14 protein-coding genes are annotated in these 15,811 nt (G+C 75.2%); 6 read left to right on the top strand and 8 right to left on the bottom strand.

The annotated features are described in order from the left end of the window. From ACFY23_RS07830 to ACFY23_RS07805, 6 genes are all read right to left on the bottom strand, one after another. On the bottom strand, positions 1 to 825 hold the full coding sequence (locus ACFY23_RS07830) for an alpha/beta fold hydrolase (RefSeq protein ID WP_350819080.1): 825 nt from the start codon (positions 823 to 825) through the stop codon (positions 1 to 3). A 105-nt stretch (positions 826 to 930) separates the two neighbouring features. Further along, positions 931 to 2,340, bottom strand: a complete 1,410-nt coding sequence (locus ACFY23_RS07825; protein WP_350687226.1) for an NAD(P)-binding domain-containing protein — start codon at positions 2,338 to 2,340, stop codon at positions 931 to 933. Between the two features lie 94 nt (positions 2,341 to 2,434). After that, positions 2,435 to 3,142: an endonuclease/exonuclease/phosphatase family protein gene (locus tag ACFY23_RS07820; RefSeq protein ID WP_350687228.1), complete on the bottom strand. Its 708-nt coding sequence runs from the start codon at positions 3,140 to 3,142 to the stop codon at positions 2,435 to 2,437. A 9-nt stretch (positions 3,143 to 3,151) separates the two neighbouring features. Then, on the bottom strand, positions 3,152 to 4,099 hold the full coding sequence (locus tag ACFY23_RS07815) for an ROK family glucokinase (protein WP_350687230.1): 948 nt from the start codon (positions 4,097 to 4,099) through the stop codon (positions 3,152 to 3,154). Positions 4,100 to 4,175: 76 nt separating this feature from the next. After that, a complete protein-coding gene (locus ACFY23_RS07810) occupies positions 4,176 to 4,820 on the bottom strand; it encodes a hypothetical protein (RefSeq protein WP_350819058.1) in 645 nt (214 codons plus the stop codon). Positions 4,821 to 4,851: 31 nt separating this feature from the next. Further along, on the bottom strand, positions 4,852 to 5,307 hold the full coding sequence (locus ACFY23_RS07805) for an SRPBCC family protein (RefSeq protein WP_350686376.1): 456 nt from the start codon (positions 5,305 to 5,307) through the stop codon (positions 4,852 to 4,854). Between the two features lie 191 nt (positions 5,308 to 5,498). Between ACFY23_RS07805 and ACFY23_RS07800 the strand changes: the two genes are divergently transcribed. From ACFY23_RS07800 to ACFY23_RS07780, 5 genes are all read left to right on the top strand, one after another. Beyond that, complete coding sequence (locus ACFY23_RS07800; protein WP_350686378.1) at positions 5,499 to 7,310, top strand: long-chain fatty acid--CoA ligase; 1,812 nt, start codon at positions 5,499 to 5,501, stop codon at positions 7,308 to 7,310. 14 nt (positions 7,311 to 7,324) lie between these two features. Continuing rightward, positions 7,325 to 9,019 (top strand): GAF domain-containing sensor histidine kinase, encoded by a 1,695-nt coding sequence (locus ACFY23_RS07795; protein WP_350686380.1) that lies wholly within the window; start codon positions 7,325 to 7,327, stop codon positions 9,017 to 9,019. A gap of 7 nt (positions 9,020 to 9,026) precedes the next feature. After that, positions 9,027 to 9,695, top strand: coding sequence for a response regulator transcription factor (locus ACFY23_RS07790; protein WP_007072219.1), 669 nt, complete (start codon positions 9,027 to 9,029; stop codon positions 9,693 to 9,695). A gap of 185 nt (positions 9,696 to 9,880) precedes the next feature. Then, on the top strand, positions 9,881 to 10,690 hold the full coding sequence (locus ACFY23_RS07785) for an SAM-dependent methyltransferase (RefSeq protein WP_350686382.1): 810 nt from the start codon (positions 9,881 to 9,883) through the stop codon (positions 10,688 to 10,690). Continuing rightward, positions 10,683 to 12,461 (top strand): bifunctional diguanylate cyclase/phosphodiesterase, encoded by a 1,779-nt coding sequence (locus ACFY23_RS07780; RefSeq protein WP_350686383.1) that lies wholly within the window; start codon positions 10,683 to 10,685, stop codon positions 12,459 to 12,461. The genes ACFY23_RS07785 and ACFY23_RS07780 overlap by 8 nt, the downstream gene beginning before the upstream one ends. 129 nt (positions 12,462 to 12,590) lie before the next feature. On the opposite strand, the gene ACFY23_RS07775 is transcribed toward ACFY23_RS07780, so the two are convergent. Together ACFY23_RS07775 and ACFY23_RS07770 are read right to left on the bottom strand one after the other, a co-directional pair. Further along, the gene (locus ACFY23_RS07775; RefSeq protein ID WP_350819059.1) at positions 12,591 to 13,715 is read right to left on the bottom strand and encodes a glycosyltransferase family 4 protein; all 1,125 of its coding nucleotides are present in this window, start codon (positions 13,713 to 13,715) and stop codon (positions 12,591 to 12,593) included. Then, positions 13,712 to 14,971, bottom strand: a complete 1,260-nt coding sequence (locus ACFY23_RS07770) for a M48 family metallopeptidase (protein WP_350686141.1) — start codon at positions 14,969 to 14,971, stop codon at positions 13,712 to 13,714. The genes ACFY23_RS07775 and ACFY23_RS07770 overlap by 4 nt, the downstream gene beginning before the upstream one ends. Here ACFY23_RS07770 and ACFY23_RS07765 point away from each other — a divergent pair. Further along, a complete protein-coding gene (locus ACFY23_RS07765; protein ID WP_350686140.1) occupies positions 14,928 to 15,788 on the top strand; it encodes an ABC transporter permease in 861 nt (286 codons plus the stop codon). The genes ACFY23_RS07770 and ACFY23_RS07765 overlap by 44 nt on opposite strands. Positions 15,789 to 15,811 lie beyond the last annotated feature (23 nt).

Genomic DNA, 15,811 nt, shown 5'->3' with positions numbered 1-15,811 from the left:
TCAGGGCCGCCTGTCCGCGGCCGGGTCCTTCGCCAGCCAGTCCAGGATCGCGTCGACCGGCTCCCGCCACCGGGCGTCCAGCATCATGTCGTGCCCCATGCCGGGAAAGAGCAGCGGCGCCGAGCCGTACCGCCGGGCCGCCCGGGTCAGCGCCGCCGCCGGCACCACCCGGTCGTCCGGGCTGCCGAGCACCAGCACCGGCGGGTCGCCCACCGCGGGCTCCGCGTCCCGCCCGGTCAGCAACTGCCACTGCGCGCGACGGCTCGCCCGCCCCAGCCGGGCCGCGTACCGCCGGGCCTCGACCTCGGGCAGCTCCCGGCTGAACAGCTGGCGGGGGTGCAGGCGCAGCGGCCCGCCGAACACCGCCGGCAGCGTGCCGAGCGGGTTGCGGCGCAGCGCCGCGCCGAACGTCGCCCAGCCGCCGAGCACCGGCGCGACCAGCACGCCGGCCCGGGCCGGGTAGCGGGCCAGCGCGTGCGCCACCACCAGCGCCCCGGCGCCGTGCCCCACCAGCACCGCCTGGCGCGGCAGGCCCGCCGCCACCTGCGCCACGTCGTGGGCGTACGCCCGCAGCGTCGCCTCCGGCGCCGGGCCGCTGCCGCCGTGCCCGCGCAGGCTCAGCGCGTACGCCGGGAAGCCCCGGGACGCGGCGTGGCCCAGCCAGTGCTCGGCGAACGCCCACGCGCCGTGCCCAAAGCCCGGCACGAACAGCAGCGGCGTCCGCCCCTCCTCCAGCTCCGGGGCCACGCCGAGCACCTCACGCCGGACCGGACGGACCGGGCGCGCCCACTCCCGGCCCCGCATGATCCGCACCTGCTGACTCACCGTTGCGGCCTTTCGTTCGCGACTGCGGGGCTCCGCTGCGCTGCACTCCTCGCGCTCACCGTTGCGGCCTTTCGTTCGCGACTGCGGGGCTCCGCTGCGCCGCACTCATCGGGCGCTCTCCAGGTCGCGCAGGGCGCGTTGGACGGCGCGCAGGTAGTCGGCGTGGCCGACCTCGAACCAGTGCCGGCTGCTGTCCTTGACCGGCCCCGCGTAGCGCTCCCCCGCCTTCGCCGTCACCCGGGCGGCGAACGCCGCCGCCCGGTCGGGGCGGGTCAGGCGCAGCCGCAGCAGCCGGGCGAAGAGCACCGTCTGCCAGTGCGACAGCGGGAAGATGCCCGAGTCCGGCTGCACCAGACCGGCGACGGCGAGCGTGGGATGGCCGGGCGCGAAGGCGTTGAGCCAGAGCGTGGGCCGGCCCGTCCCCGCGTCGTCGCCGAGCACCTTGGGGTCGAGGAACTCGAAGCGCGGCAGGTAGCCGGTGGCGAACACGACCAGCTCCGGGTCGATCTCCCGGCCGTCGGACAGCTCCACGGCGTACGGGTGGAAGCGGGCGACGTCCGGCACCGGGGCGATCCCGCCGTGGCCCACGTAGTAGACGAGCTGGCTGTTGGCGATCGGGTGGGTCTCGTACACCCGGTGGTCGGGCTTCGGCAGGCCGAACCTGGTCAGGTCGCCCACGGTCAGCCGCAGCGTCCAGTGGTAGAGCCACTGCCGCACCCGCCGCGGCACCCGCAGCGCCAGCAGCGCGTCGTTGACCTGGTCCGCCGGCCGGCCGAGGACGTACTTCGGGGCGTACCAGTAGCCCCGGCGGGTGGAGTGCCAGCAGCGCGACGCCTGCTGGGCGGCCTCGACGGCGATGTCGCAGCCGGTGTTGCCGGCGCCGACCACGAGCACCCGCTTGCCGCGCAGCTGCGCCGGGTCCTTGTAGGACGAGGCGTGCATGACCTCGCCCCGGAACTCCTCCAGCCCCTCGTAGCGGGGCAGCTTCGGCGACCAGTTGTGCCCGTTGGCGACCACCACCGCCGCGTAGCGGGAGGTGCGCTCCGGGCCGTAGCCACCCGTGCTGCGGGTGGTCACGTCCCACCGGTCGCCCTCGACCGGCTCCACCCGGACGACCTCGGTGCCGAACCAGACGTGCGCCCGCAGGTCGAAGTGGTCGGCGTACCGCTCCAGGTACGACAGGAGTTGGCTGTGGTGCGGGTAGTCGGGCCAGTCGTCGGGCATCGGGAAGTCGGGGAACTGCGTGAACGGCCGGGACGAGATCAGGTGCGTGCTCGCGTACACCGGGCTGCGGTCGTGCCGCCAGTTCCAGGCCCCGCCGACGCCGGTCTCCCGCTCGTAGCAGTCGACGCCGAACCCGTGCTCCTTGAGGTTCTTGACGGCGACGAGCCCGCTGGCCCCGGCGCCGATGACGCAGACGGTGTCGCCCCGGTCGGAGACCGGCCGGCCGTCGCGGGTCAGGGCGAGCGTGGTCGCCTCCGGGTCGGGCCGGCCGTGATCGGTGGAGGTGGACACCGGGGGATCTCCTTTTGTGCGGCACGAGGGCCGGGTCGCGCAGCATCCTCTCCACAAACGGAGCGGGATGTCCAGCCCCGGGCGCGGCGGACGGTCAGCCGGCCCCGGGCAGCAGCAGGTCGACGAGGACCGGGAAGTGGTCGCTGGCCCGGCGGGTCTGCGGGGTGTCGACCACGTCGTAGTCGACCACCGTGATGCGCGGGTCGACGAAGAGGGCGTCGATCCGCCGTCGGGGATCAGCGCACGAGTAGGTGAGCCGGTCGGCCCGGTCCATCGCCACGGCGGCGTCGGTCAGCCCGCCCGCCACGGTGGCCCAGGCCGGCCCGTCCGGCCCCTCGTTCAGGTCGGCCGCCGCGATCACGGGCGTGGCGGCGGCGGTGAGGTCGCGCTTGAACAGCGCGGCCTGCCCGGGCCGCTCGGCCGGATCGGTGGACAGGTGCGAGCCGGCCACGGTGAACCGGGCGCCGCCGGCGACCACGCACTCGGCGTACGCGGCGCCGCGCAGGTGCCGGCCGGGGGTGAGCGGGAAGCGTCGGCACCGGGTGTCCAGCACCCGCACCCGCAGGCTGGTCAGCAGCAGGTTGCCCAGCGCGGGCAGCCCGCCGGCGGCCACGACCAGGCCGAACGACTCGGCCAGCGCGGCCGACTTCTGCCGCCACCGGAACCGGCGCGGCCCCTCCTGCACGACCACCACGTCCGGCCGCGCGGCGCGGACCACCGCCGCCAGCGCGGCCGTGTCGTCCCGCTGGCTGTGGATGTTGTACGACACGACGCGCAGCGGCACGCCGGGGCTCTGCGTCACCGCCCCGCCTCAGATCCGGCGGGCCAGGTCGGCGGCGCCGATGACGCCGGCGGTGTTGCCCAGCTCGGCCGGGCGGATCTCGGCCACCGGCAGCCGGCTGCGCTGGGCGAGCGCGTCGGTGAACGAGCGGCGGGTCGGCCCGAGCAGCAGGTCGCCGGCGTCGATCACACCGCCGCCGACGACGAGGACCTGCGGGTCGAGGATCTGCGCCATGTCGGCGAGGCTGGTGCCGAGCCAACGCCCGACCTGCGCGAACGACTCGACGGCGACCGGGTCCCCACCCTGCGCCGCGGCGGTCACCATGCGCCCGGTGATCGCCTCGGCCTCGCCGCCGGCCAGCTCCAGCAGGGCCACGGCGCGCTGCGGCTCCTGCTGGGCGGCCGCGCGGGCGAACCGCACCAGGGCGCTGCCGCTGGCGTACTGCTCGATGCAGCCGAGCCGGCCGCAGCCGCACTGGTGGCCGTCCGGCACGGTGAGCATGTGGCCCAGCTCGGCGGCGATGCCGTGGGCGCCGCGCACCAGCTCCCCGCCGAGCACGATGCCGCCGCCGACCCCGGTGCCGATGGTGAACATGACCATCGAGTCTTCGGCGTCCCGGGCCGCGCCGTGGCGGAACTCCGCCCAGGCCGCGACGTTGGCGTCGTTCTCCACGATCACCGGCAGGCCGGTCGCGGCGCTGACGTAGTCGCGCAGCGGCTCGTCGCGCCAGGCGAGGTTCGGGGCGAACAACACGGTGGAGCGGCTGGCGTCGATCCAGCCCGCCGCGCCGATGCCGACCGCCTCGATCGACCGCCCGACGGCCAGTTCGGTGACCAGTTCGATGATGACGTCCCGGGTCTTGGCGACGTCGTCGGCGGGGGTGTCCCGTCGGGCCTGCGCGAGGACCGTGCCGGCGGCGTCCACGACACCGCCGGCCACCTTCGTGCCACCGACGTCGACTCCGATGGTCAGCGTCACCGCTGCCACTCCCCTCTGCTGTGCTGCCCGCACCGGCGCCGGCGGACGACCGGCGCGTGGTCGGGATGTGCGATGGTCAGGCCGCGTCGCCTGGTGGGTGCTCGGCCGCGTCGCCGGGCGCCCGCGACGCGGGCACCACGGGCCCGTCGGCGGACGTCCGCACGGTCGCCGCGACGGCCGGCCCGGCGGCGTCGACGGGCGGTGCGGCGGCCGGGACGGCCGCGTCCTCCGCCCGGGTGGCGGCGGACCAGACGTCCCGCTGTGCTGCCGGCTGAGAATCATGCCCGGTACGGGTGGCCTCGCGCCAGACGTGGTCGTCCCCGCCGTCCGGTTCGCCGGTCGGCGCCGCCGCGGCGGCCGGCTCGGCGGGGGGCTCCGGCGGGGCGAACGCGCGCAGCAGGCTGGCGACGCCGGCGGCCAGGTCGCCGGCGCCCGTGGCGAGGCGCTCGGCGAATTCCGGACTCGGGTCGCGCAACGCGGCGATGCCCCGACACACCGGGCAGACGCAGCACTCCGGCCCGCCGGTGGCGAATCCGCCACCGGATCCGCCGGTCGACCCGCCCGGGGCGGTGCTGTGACCGAGGACACCGGACACGATCCCACCGAGCGGACCCCACGGGCCCGTACCGGAACCCGACGTCGCCAGGCGCGCGCCGGCCAGCAGCGTGGCGACCAGCCGTTCCGCCTCTTCCCGGGCCGAACCCGGATCCGTTGCACCCATGGTCGGCTCCTCTACCCTGCCGCCGGACGCGTCACTGCGCCGCACCGGGTGCTTCTACCCGGCGCTTGAGCTGCTTCAACGCGGTGTCCATGATCATTTTCTCCGCCTTGCGGCGGAACATGCCGAGCATCCCGACCGACAGCTCGACCTCCAGGGTGTAGGTCACCGTCGTCGTGCCGTCCGGGTTGCCCACCAGGTCGTACGAGCCGCGCTGGGACTTCTGCATCTTCGAGGGCGCCACCAGGTGCCACTCGATCCGGGAGAGGTCCTCGGCGTACTCGTAGGCCAGCACGTACTCGTCGGCCATCACCCCGGCGTCGATGACGAACCGGACCTGGCTGGCGTAGCCGTCCTCGTACTCCTCGATCACCTCCGCCCGCCGCACCGCTTCGGTCCACTCGGGGTAGCTCGGGAAGTCGCAGATGACCGCCGCCACCCGTTCCGGTGGCGCGCCGACGACGATCGACTGGGTGGAGGAGTCCGCCATGGGGGGAGGCTACCCGGCGCCGGCCGGGCGTACGCCGCGCCGCCCCCGCACCCAGCGGAGGCGTGTCCCGCGCCGGCGCGGGGAGCACCGGGGCCACCTGCCTATTCTGCCTGCCCGGCGAGACGGGTAGGTTTCGACATAGCCGACCCGTGGTGGCGGCCGGCACGGCCAGTGAGCACGAGGGAGTGCAGGTGCGCGAGTTCTCCGTCCCGCCGATCGTCACGGTCGGCGACGCGGCCAACCTCACCGATCCGGTCTGGGACAACGCCGAGGTCGCCCCCGACGAGGTCCAGTTCGTCCGCCCGGGCGGGGCGGCGGGCGGCGGGACCGCCTGGGCCGACGTCACCTGCCGGCAGTTCCGCGACGAGGTCGTCGCGGTGGCCCGCGGCCTGGTCGCCGCCGGCGTCCAGCCCGGCGACCGGGTCGGCCTGATGAGCCGCACCCGTTACGAGTGGACCCTGCTGGACTACGCGATCTGGGCGGCCGGCGCGGTCACCGTGCCGATCTACGAGACCTCCAGCGCCGAACAGGCCGCGTGGATCCTCGCCGACTCCGGCGCGGTGGCCTGCATGGTGGAGAGCAACGCCCACGCCACCCTGGTCGCCGGCGTGCGGGACCGGCTGCCCGAGCTGCGGCACGTCTGGCAGATCGACCTCGACGCGGTGGACGAACTGGTCCGCTCCGGCGCGTCGGTCGACCCGGCCGAGATCGACCGGCGACGCGCCGCCGTGCGCGCCGACGACCTGGCCACCATCATCTACACCAGCGGCACCACCGGCCGCCCCAAGGGCTGCGCGCTCACCCACCGGAACATGTACGCCGACATCGCCAACGCCGTGCCGGTGCTGCCGAACCTCTTCCGGCCCGGCGCGTCGACCCTGCTCTTCCTCCCGCTGGCGCACGCCTTCGCCCGGCTGATCCAGATCGGCGTGGTCCAGGCGCGCGCCACGATGCGCCACTGCGCGGACACCAGGAACCTGGTCGCCGAACTGCAGGACTTCCGCCCCACCTTCGTGCTCTCGGTGCCCCGGGTGTTCGAGAAGGTCTACAACGGGGCCAAGCAGAAGGCCGAGGCCGAGGGCAAGGGCAGCATCTTCGCCCGCGCCGAGCAGGTCGCCATCGCGTACAGCGAGGCCCTGGAGACCGCCGGTGGCCCCGGCCTGGCGCTGCGCGTGCAGCACGCGCTCTTCGACAGGTTGGTCTACCGCAAGCTGCGGGCGGCGCTCGGCGGCCGGTGCCGCGACGCCATCTCCGGCGGCGCCCCGCTCGGCGCCCGGCTGGGCCACTTCTTCCGCGGGGTCGGCGTCACCGTCTGCGAGGGGTACGGCCTGACCGAGACCTCCCCCGCCGCCGCCGCGAACCTGCCCGACGCCACCCGCATCGGCTCGGTCGGCCGGCCGCTGCCGGGCGTGACGATCCGGATCGACGACGACGGCGAGATCCTGATCTCCGGCGACCTGATCTTCCGGGGCTACTGGCGCAACGAGGAGGCGACCGCCGAGGTGCTCGGCCCGGACGGCTGGTTCCGCACCGGCGACCTGGGCCACCTCGACGCCGACGGCTACCTGAGCATCACCGGCCGGAAGAAGGAGATCATCGTGACCGCCGGCGGCAAGAACGTCGCCCCGGCCGTGCTGGAGGACCAGGTGCGGGCACACCCGCTGGTCAGCCAGTGCCTGGTGGTCGGCGACCGGCAGCCGTTCATCGCCGCGCTGGTCACCCTCGACGAGGAGGCGCTGCCACGGTGGCTGTCCTCCGCCGGGCTGCCGGAGGACACCCCGATCGAGAAGCTGCGCGAGCACGAGGGGCTGCGGGCGGAGATCCAGGGCGCGATCGACACCGCCAACCAGGCGGTCTCCAAGGCCGAGGCGATCAAGGTGTTCCGGATCCTGCCCCGCGACTTCACCGAGGCGACCGGCGAGCTGACGCCGTCGCTGAAGGTCAAGCGCCAGGTCGTGCACAAGTCGTACGCGGCGGAGATCGCCGACATCTACCGACGCTGACTACCATCCGTCACGTGCCCGCCTCGACGCCCACCCGGCCCCAGCCGCATCCCCTCGCCGCCGCGGCGCGCGTGGTCATGCTGGCGCTCGTCGCCGTCCTGACCCTGTTCGCCACCGGCGACCTCGCCCAGCTCTGGTGGGTGGCGCTGCTCGCCGCCGCCGGGCTGCCCACGCTGCTGGCGCCCGAGCACCGGCTGGCCGGCCCGCTCAGCCGGGTGGCCGAGGTGGTGGTGCTGGGGCTGGCCGCGAGCCAGGTCGCCGCCGTCGCGACGATCGGCGGGGACGTCGGCGGGCTGGGCGCCTCCGCGGTCCTGCCCTACCTGGCGGTCCCGGTGACCGTCACCGCGCTGCGCCGCCGGTTCGCCGAGGGCACCGCCCTGCTGGCGGTCACCGCGGCCACCCTGCTGGTCGCCGGCGCGCTCACCGAGGTCGACGGCGGCCGGCAGATCGGCCAGCTCGGCTACCTCGCGGTCTGCGCCCAGTGGCTGATCCTGGCCGGGCTCGGCCTCTACGCGGCCGGCGCCCTGCACCGGTTGATGCAGGTCCGCAACGACGGCAAACCCCAGCCGTACGCCGAGGCGACCCGGCTGCTCACGCAGCTCCGCACGGTGGCGCGGCAGCTGCCCGGGGCCACCCTCGACCCGGGCGGCATCTCCGAGCACCTGCTGGAGGAGCTGCGCGCGGTGGCCCGGACGGACCGGGCCGCGGTGCTGTCGGCCAGCGGCGGCGGCCGGCTCGTGGTGCTCGCCCAGGTGGGCGTGGACCGGGTGGACTGGGAGACGACGCTGGACGCGGACTCGGCGATCGCCGACGCGTGGGCCAGCCAGCAGCCGCACACCGCCGCCCGCTCGCAGGCCCGGTCGCACCGGGGCGGCGAGGTCTCCGCGCTGATCGTGCCGCTGGTGGCCGGGGTGCGTACGGTCGGCCTGGTGGTCCTGGAGGCGGACGCCGCGCAGGCGTACCCGGCCGGGGTGGTGTCCCGGGTGACGGGGCTGACCCGCCCGGCCGCGCTCCGGCTGGAGGCGGCGCTGCTCTTCGACGAGGTCCGCTCGCTGGCCACCAACGAGGAGCGGCAGCGGCTGGCCCGCGAGATCCACGACGGGGTGGCGCAGGAGCTGGTGATGGTCGGCTACGGCATCGACAACGCCCTGGCCACCGTGCACGACGACGCCGAGGAGACCGCCGAGAGCCTGCGCGCGCTGCGCCACGAGGTGACCCGGGTGATCACCGAGCTGCGGCTGAGCCTGTTCGAGCTGCGCAGCGAGGTCGACCGGCACGGCGGGCTGGCCGCCGCGATCGCCGAGTACGCCCGCACGGTCGGCGCCTCCGGCGGGCTGCGGGTCCACCTGTCGCTGGACGAGTCCACCGCCCGGCTGCCGGCCGCCACCGAAGCCGAGCTGCTGCGCATCGCCCAGGAGGCGGTCACCAACGCGCGCAAGCACGCCGGAGCCTCGAATCTGTGGGTCACCTGCGAGGTCGACCCCCCGTACGCCCAGATCGAAGTGTCGGATGACGGTCAGGGGATCGCTGACCAGCGCTCGGACGGGCACTACGGTCTTGCGATCATGGCCGAGAGGGCGGAACGTATCCGGGGCCGGTTGGAGATCAGGCCGCGGCAACCGAGCGGCACGACCGTCGCGGTGGTGCTCGGCTCCTCGCCCCGGCGCGATAACGTGCGCGGTAGCGCAGCTGCAGCAGAAGGGGAGTAACCCGAGGATGACCACAAGTCCGACACCGGCCACCCGCACCAAGGTCCTCCTTGTCGACGATCACGATCTGATCCGCAAGGGCCTGCGGCACGCGTTCGAGCGTGACCGGCAGTTCGAGGTCGTCGGCGAGGCCGCCACGGCGGCGGAGGGCGTACGCCAGGCCGGTGCGCTGCAGCCGGACGTGGTGATCATGGACCTGCGGCTGCCCGACGGCAGCGGCCTGGAGGCCACCCGGGCGCTGCGCAAGTCGAGCGCCTCGATGGGCATCGTCGTGCTCACCATGTACGCCGGCGACGACCAGCTCTTCGGCGCCCTGGAGGCCGGGGCGAGCGCCTTCGTCCCCAAGACCGCGCCGGCCGACGAGGTCGTCGCCGCCGCCCGGCACGCCGCCTCCTCCCCCAGCGCCTTCACCGCCGCCGATCTGGCCGAGGCGATGAAGCGCCGGCTGGCCCCGTCCGGGCCGCAGCTGTCCCCCCGCGAGGGCCAGGTGCTGCGGCTGCTCGCCGACGGGATGAGCGTGGCGGGCATCGCCAAGCAGCTCTTCGTCAGCGAGTCCACCGCCAAGACCCACATCTCGAAGCTCTACGAGAAGCTGGGCGCGGCCAACCGGGCACAGGCGCTGATGACCGCGCTGCGCCTGGGCCTGCTCGAGGCTCCGGACGCCCCGAAGTTCTGAGCGGTTCCCTCCGGGAGCCCAGCGACGCACCACCGACAGGCCCGCGCCCGCCGGCGCGGGCCTGTCGTCGCATCGACCGACATCGTCATCTCGCGGAGCGGCGCGCTATGGTCTCCCCGCCGGGCAACCGGCAGAATACCGGCGCGGGCGACGTCGTCCGCACCGCCGACACGAGGGATGAGCGCATGCAGCGGCCGGACTGGGCACCCGACGAGATCGACATCGAACGCCCCAGCGTGGCCCGCATGTACGACTACTACCTCGGCGGCTCGCACAACTTCGCGGTGGACCGGGCGGCGGCCCAGGCGATGGTGGCCGCCGTGCCGGAGGCGCCGCTGATGGCGCAGGCCAACCGGGCCTTCCTCCGCCGGGCGGTGCAGTTCCTCCTGGACGCCGGCGTGCGGCAGTTCCTGGACATCGGCTCGGGCATCCCCACCGTCGGCAACGTGCACGAGATCGCCCAGCGCGAGGCCCCCGACGCCCGGGTCGTCTACGTCGACGTGGACCCGGTGGCGGTGGCGCACAGCCGGGAGCTCCTCGAGGGCAACGACCGCGCCGCGGTGGTGCAGGAGGACCTGCGCCATGCCGAGCGCATCGTCGCCCACCCCGACGTCCGCCGGCTGCTCGACTTCGACCGGCCGATCGCCGTGATGATCGTGGCGGTGCTGCACTTCGTGTCCGACGACGACCGGCCCGCCGAGCTGCTGCGGACGCTGCGCGAGGCGCTGGCGCCGGGCAGCTACCTCGTACTCTCGCAGGCCAGCGCCGACGGCCGCGGCGACGAGGAGCGGGCCGACGCCGAGCGCGTCTACCGGCGCACCGACAATCCCCTGTGGATCCGCGGCCGGAACGAGCTGACCGCCCTGTTCGACGGCTTCGAGCTGGTCGAGCCCGGCGTGGTCTGGGTGCCGCAGTGGCGCCCGGAGTCCGCCGACAACGCCGAGGACGCCGAACGGGCGGCTTTCATCGGCGGCGTCGGGCGGCTCGATGGGTGAGCCGCCGGGTGCGGCGCTCGCCGTGCCGCCCGGGACGGTCGTGCGACATCCGTCGCACCCGGGGGCGTTCGCCCGGGCGTGGGCCAAGGCCGTCTCCGGCACCAGTTACCTGCCGATGACCCAGGCCCAGCTGGAAGCGCTGCTGCAACGCCTCACCGACCAGCTCGCGGCGGCGCTGCTGGCCGACCCGTTCGACCTGCGGGTCGGGCACCGGGTCGGCACGGAGCTGGTGGCCGCGCACATCGCGTCGCCCGAGGCGCTGGGGCGGACGGTCGAGGTCGTCCAGCTCCGGCTGGCCCGCGACCTCGGGCTGGTCGGCGAGGAGGTCGGGGACCGGCTGGCCCGGCTGCTGGCCGCGGTGTCCATCGGATACTCCCGGGCGCTGCGGGACCGGACGCTGGACGAGCAGGAGTCGATCCGGCGGGCCGCGATGACCGCCCGGGCGCAGGCGGAACGGGCGCTGCGCGCCAGCGAGGCCCGCTTCCGCCACCAGGCGACCCACGATCCGCTGACCGACCTGCCCAACCGCGCGCTGTTCACGGAGCGCCTGAGCGCCGCGATCGAATCCCCCGGCCCGGGCCCGGAACGCGTCGGGGTCTGCTTCCTGGACCTGGACCGGTTCAAGGTGGTCAACGACTCGCACGGGCACCAGGTCGGCGACGGGCTGCTGGCCGCCGTTGCCGACCGGCTCCGCCGGGCCCTCGACGGGCACCTGGTGGCGCGGCTCGGCGGCGACGAGTTCGTCGTCCTGGTCGAGCGCACCGCCGGCACCGACGACGTCGTCGCCGCGGCGGAGGCGGCGCTGGCCGCGGTGCGCGAGCCGGTGCTGGTGGACGGGCACGAGCTGTGCGTGTCGGCGAGCATCGGCATCGTGGAGCGGCAGGTTGCCGGCACCTCCCCCGGTGACCTGATGCGGGCGGCCGACAGCACGCTGCACTGGGCGAAGGCCGCCGGCGGCGCCCGCTGGGCGCTCTACGACGCCGACCGCGACCGTCAGGAGCTGGCCCGGTACGCGCTCTCCGCGGCCATCCCGGCGGCCCTGGAGCGGGGCGAGTTCTACCTCGACTACCAGCCGCTGACCTCGCTGCGCGACGGCCGGATGGTCGGCGTGGAGGCGCTGGTGCGTTGGCGCCACCCGGAGCTGGGCGTCCTGCGACCGGACAGCTTCATCGGCCTGGCCGAGGAGACGGGACTCATCGTCCCGCTCGGCGGGTGGGTGCTGGCCGAGGCGTGCCGGCAGGCGGGTAGCTGGTCCGCCGGTGTTGGGACGGCCCCCTTTGTCAGCGTCAACCTGGCGGTGCGGCAGGTCCGCCGCCCCGGCCTGGTCCAGGAGGTCCGCGAGCTGCTGCGGCGCACCGGCCTGCCACCGGAGCGGCTCCAGCTGGAGATCACCGAGAGCACCATGATGAGCACCGCCGAGGAGCCCGTCCGGGCGCTGCGGGTGCTGGCCGACCTCGGCGTCCGGATCGCCATCGACGACTTCGGCACCGGCTACTGCAACCTGGCGTACCTGCGGGACCTGCCGGTGACCGAGCTGAAGGTGGCCGGGCAGTTCGTGGCCGGGCTGCGCGCGCCGGAGAGCCGGGCCGACGAACGGATCCTCGCCTCACTCGTGTCCCTGGCGCACGCGCTGGACCTGACCGTCACCGCCGAGGGCGTGGAGACCGCGGCGCAGGCGGAGCGGCTGCGGGCGATCGGCTGCGACGCCGCCCAGGGCTGGCACTTCGGCCGCCCGGACTCGGCCGAACGCATCCTCGAACGCCTCCGCTGACCGCCGGCCACCCCACCGACGACGCCCGGTCCGACCACTGTCGACCTGCCCCACCCGACGGGCAACCGGGCACGGGTGGCCGTAGGCGGGCGCCGGTCCGGCTCCCGCACTCCCGGTCGCGGGCGGGCGTCAGCCGGCCAGCAGGGCCGCCATCCGCTGCGCCTGGGTCTCCCAGCGCCACTCCCGCTCCACCCAGGCGCGACCGGCCGCGCCCAACTGCCGGGCCAGGTCCCGGTCGGCCAGCAGCGTGGCCACCCGGTCGGCGAGCTGGGCGACGTCCCGGCCGCGCACCACGAACCCGGTCTCGCCCTCCCGGACGGCGTCCGGCGCGCCGCCGGAGTCGCCGGCCACCACCGGCAGGCCGGTCGCGGAGGCCTCCAGGTAGACGATCCCGAGCCCCTCGACGTCCAGGCCCCGGTTGCGGGTGCGGCACGGCATCGCGTAGACGTCACCCGCGGCGTAGTGGGCGGGCAGCTCGGCCGACGGCACCGAGCCGGTGAAGACCACGTCCCGCTCGACCCCCGCCTGGCGGGCCAGCTTCTCCAGCGTGGCCCGGTAGGGCCCGCCGCCGACCACCAGCAGCGCGGCGTCGGGCACCCGCCGTCGGATCTCGGGCATCGCCCGGATCAGCATGTCCTGGCCCTTGCGCGGCACCAACCGGGACACGCAGACCACCACCGGGCGGTCGGCCAGTCCGAGCCGACGCCGCACCGGCTCGCCGTCGACCGAGGGATGGTAGGTTTCCACGTCCACCCCTGGCGCGAGCCGGTGCAGCTCGGTCACCCCGTGCAGCGCCCGCTCCAGCCGCACCCGGGTGTACTCGCCCAGGTAGGTGGTCACGTCCACACCGCGGCCGATCCGGCGCAGCGCGGCCCGGGCGCCCGGCAGCGCGGCCCAGCCGACCTCGTGCCCGTGGGTCTGCGCCACCGCCCGGCGGATGCCCGCGCGGCGGCGCAGGCCGGCGGCGAGCAGCCCGAGGGGGGCCGCCGCGCCGAACCACACCGTGTCGCAGTCGTACGTCCGGGCCAGCCGAGCGGCCCGGCGGGCCACCAGCGGGGTGGGCAGCAGCACGCCGGTGCGCTCCCGGACCACCTCGAAGGGCTGGTCGGCGTCGAACTTCTCCGCGCCGCGCCAGGTCGAGGCGTAGACGACCACCGAGCCGGCGGCCTGGCGCACCGCGAGGTTGTGCACGAAGGACTGGATGCCGCCCGGGCGGGGCGGGAAGTCGTTGGTGATCAGCAGCGTACGGCTCATCGGCCGGCCTCCCTGGCGTGGGCGCGGGCGGCGGCCATCCGCTCGACCGTGGACGGATGGGTGGCGGAGTAGAGGTATTCCCAGCGCGGCGGATCGGGGTCGGCGAGGTTGATCCCGGCGAGCCGGCGCTGCATCGCCTCGAAGGCGGCCGGGTCACCGGTCAGGGCCAGCGCGTGCGCGTCGGCGCGCGCCTCCACCCGCCGCGACATCAGCGCCTGCACCGGGGCGGAGACCAGCCCGGCGACCGTCACCAGGGCGATCAGTAGGGGGAACGCGCGCGGTTGGGCGACCGAGTCGACGCCGGCCAGCCGCAGCAGCGGGCCGGAGGATCCGATCAGGTAGAGCGCGACCACCGCGGCGGCGGCGCCCAGCGCCCCGGTCAGCGTGCCGACCGCCACGTCGCGGTCCTTGGCGTGCCCCAGCTCGTGCGCCACGACGGCGGTCACCTCGGCCGGCGTCGCCTCGCGCAGCAGCGTGTCGTAGACGACCACCCGCCGGGTCGGTCCGAGCCCGGAGACGTACGCGTTCACCGCCCGGGTGCGCCGCGACGCGTCGGCGACCAGCACGTCGCGCACGGGGACGCCGTCGCGGGCCGCCATCGTCATCAGCTCGGTGCGCAGCGGGCCCTGTTCCATCGGGGTGAACCTGTTGAACACCGGCTCCACCAGCACCGGCAGCACGAAGGAGAGCAGCACCACCAGGGTCGCCGCGCCGGCCGCGCCGAACGCCCACCACCAGCGCGGCGACAGCCGGATGACGGTGTAGAAGCCGAGCAGCGCCACCGCGCCGATGACGGCGCTGACCGCGTACGACTTGAGCAGGTCGACCGTCCAGCCGCTCCAGCCGTTGGTGGCGAGCCCGTAGCGGGTGAGCACGCTCTGGCGCCAGGCGGCGAACGGGAGGGTGACCAGGTCGGCGACGAGTACCACGGCGAGCCCGCCGAGCACGGCCTGGGCGACCCAGTGGCCCCCGAAGGGGCGGCCGGCCAGCTCGACCAGGCGGCTGCCCAGCGGGGTGAGGCCGAGCGCCATGGCGACCAGCAGGCCGACGCCCAGCGCGGCCCAGCCGGCGGGGCGCAGCGCGGAGCGGAACTCCCGGCCGCGGGCCACCTGGTCGGCGGGGAGGTCGCCCAGCGCGGCGAGCTGGTCGGCGCGGGGTGCCGGCGGCCGGTGCCACGGGATCAGCAGCGCCGCCGCGACCACCAGGGCCAGGGTGAGCCCGACGAGGCTCAGCACCGCCCAGCCGCGCGGGCTCACCGGGGCCCTCCCGGCACCGCGCGGCGGCCCGCCGTCGGCACCGCCCGCGTCCGTCGGGGGCCCGCCACGCCGACGATCGCGGCGGGGCTGCCGCCACCGCGCCGTACCCGCGTCATGCGCCGCTCCCTCCCGCCGTGAGCGCCCATCCTATTGCCCGCGTCGGCGGCGCCCGCCCCGGCCGGACGGGCTGGGCGGCGGTTCGGGCGACCGGGGCGACTACGTCGACTACGCCACCCCGGGGATCCTGCTGATAACCACCGGCCTGTGGGCCACCGGGACGGCAGTGTCGGTCGCCATGGACATGACCGAGGGCATCATCGCCCGGTTCCGGACCATGGCGATCGCCCGGGTGTCGGTGCTGACCGGCCACGTCCTGGGCAGCATGGTGCAGACCATGCTCAGCCTGGCGGTGGTCACCGGGGTCGCCCTGCTGATCGGGTTCCGGCCCACCGCGAACGCGCCGGCCTGGCTGGCGGCCGCCGGCGTGCTGGCCATGACCACCTTCGCGTTCACCTGGCTCTCGGTCGCGATGGGTCTGGTCTCCGAGAGCGTCGAGACGGCGAGCAACCTGCCCATGCCGCTGACCCACCTGCCCTTCGTCGGCAGCGGATTCGTGCCCACCGACTCGATGCCGGCCGGGCTGCGGCAGTTCGCCGAGTACCAGCCCTTCACCCCCATCATCGAGACCCTGCGCGGGCTCCTGACGGGCGGCCCGGTGGGGACGAACGCCGCGATCGCGGCGGCCTGGTGCGCCGGCATCGCGCTGGTCGGCTATCTCTGGGCGCGGCGGCTCTACAACCGCGAACTGGTCCGCTGATCCCCTGCCTGCGCCCCGACTCC

It is taken from the genome of Micromonospora sp. NPDC000121, from assembly GCF_042899165.1.
GTDB lineage: Bacteria > Actinomycetota > Actinomycetes > Mycobacteriales > Micromonosporaceae > Micromonospora.
Note: the sequence above shows the minus strand (reverse complement) of the source record. Positions and strands in the feature narration are given on the sequence as shown.